Annotated in this window: 2 protein-coding genes; one reads left to right on the top strand and one right to left on the bottom strand. The window is 66.7% G+C overall.

Going from position 1 to position 1,776, the window contains the following annotated elements:
• Nucleotides 1-1,062 (top strand): M20/M25/M40 family metallo-hydrolase (locus IV091_RS12155; protein ID WP_293469057.1); only part of this gene is annotated, 1,062 nt, incomplete at its 5' end.
• Nucleotides 1,063-1,074: 12 nt separating this feature from the next.
• On the opposite strand, the gene IV091_RS12150 is transcribed toward IV091_RS12155, so the two are convergent.
• The coding region (locus IV091_RS12150; protein WP_293469055.1) for an MFS transporter at nt 1,075-1,776 on the bottom strand (702 nt) is incomplete at its 5' end.

Genomic DNA, 1,776 nt, shown 5'->3' with positions numbered 1-1,776 from the left:
GGCCGGGGCGGCGCCGATGACGGCTATGCGGTCTATGCCAGCATCGCCGCCATACAGGCGCTAAAAGCGCAGAACATTGCGCATCCGCGCATCGTCGGCCTGATTGAAACCTGCGAGGAAAGCGGCTCCTACGACCTGCTGCCTTACGTCAACGCGCTGAAAGACCGGCTCGGCGAGGTCGCGCTGGTGGTTTGCCTGGACTCGGGCGCTGGCAACTACGACCAGCTGTGGCTGACCACCAGCCTGCGCGGCAATGCGGCCGGCGTGCTGAAGGTCGAGGTGCTGACCGAAGGTGTGCATTCGGGCGACGCCAGCGGCCTGGTGCCGTCGAGCTTTCGCATCCTGCGCCAGTTGCTGGATCGGCTTGAAGACAGCAAGACCGGCCGCCTGCTGCCGCAAAGCTTTCACTGCGAGGTGCCGGCCGACCGGCTGCTGCAGGCCGAGGCCACGGCGAAAATTTTGGGCGACGAGATCTACAAGCGCTTTCCGTGGGCGCATTACGACTGCGAAGGCGCCACCGCCTTTGCGCTGCCCACCACCACCGACCCGGTCGAGGCGCTGCTCAACCGGACCTGGCGGCCGACGCTGAGCGTGACCGGCGCCGATGGCTTTCCGGCGCTCAAGGACGCGGGCAATGTGCTGCGGCCCTACACCGCCTTCAAGCTGTCGCTGCGCTTGCCGCCGCTGATTGATGCGGGTGTGGCGGTGCAGGAACTGAAGGCGCTGCTTGAAGACAACGCGCCCTACCAGGCCAAGGTCACGTTTCAAAGCAACGGCGGCGCCACCGGCTGGAACGCGCCCAGCAGCGCGCCGTGGTTTGAAGACGCGCTGAATGCCGCGTCGCAAAACTTCTTTGGCGCCCCCTGCGGCACGATTGGCCAGGGCGGCACGATTCCGCTCATGAGCATGCTGAGCCAGGGTTTTCCGAAGGCGCAGATGATGGTCTGCGGCGTGCTCGGCCCCAAGAGCAACGCGCACGGCCCCAACGAGTTCCTGCATGTGCCCTATGCCAAGAAGCTCACGGCGGCCGTGGCCCAGGTCATTGCCAGCGTGCCGGGCTGAAGCCCGGACCGCTCAGGCCGGTTGGCGCCTGCGCTGGCGCAGCGCGAGCCACCCCAGCGCCAGCCCGGTCAGCCCCAGCGGCAGCAGCGAGCCCAGGTTCAGCAGCGTCCAGCCCTGGGTGGTGACCAGCACGCCAGACGCCAGCGATGACATGGCCAGCACCGCAAATACGCAGAAATTGAGCGCGCCCTGGGCCTTGTCTTTTTCTTCGGGCCGGTAGGCCGTCAGCGCCAGCGTGGTGGCGCCGGTGAACAGGAAATTCCAGCCCAGCCCGAGCAAAAACAGCGCCGCCAGAAACTGCTTGAACTCGACGCCCGACAGCGCGATCAGCACGCACGCCACATTGAGCGCCAGCCCGATCGCCATGATGGTCAGCGTGCCAAAGCGCTTGATCAGGTGGCCGGTGAAAAAGCCGGGTGCAAACATGCCGATCACATGCCATTCCAGCACCCAGGCCACGTCTGAAAACGGCAGGCCGCAGGTCTGCATGGCAATCGGCGTGGCCGCCATCAAGAGGTTCATCACGCCGTAGCCCAGCGCGCCGGCCGCTGCGGCGACGATAAAGACCGGCTGGCGCATGATTTCGCCCAGCGGCCGGCCACCGGCGCTGGCGCTGCTCCGGGCCGGCGCGGGCGGAAATTGAATGAAGGCCAGCAAGCCCATGGCCAGCAGCGCCACGCCCGCCAGCGCCAGGTAGGCGCCGGCAAACGGCAC

Origin of the sequence: Polaromonas sp. (assembly GCF_018780625.1) — a bacterium.
Taxonomy (GTDB): domain Bacteria; phylum Pseudomonadota; class Gammaproteobacteria; order Burkholderiales; family Burkholderiaceae_C; genus Polaromonas.
The sequence above is the reverse complement of the archived record's forward strand: the minus strand, read 5'-3'. Positions and strand labels throughout refer to the sequence as shown.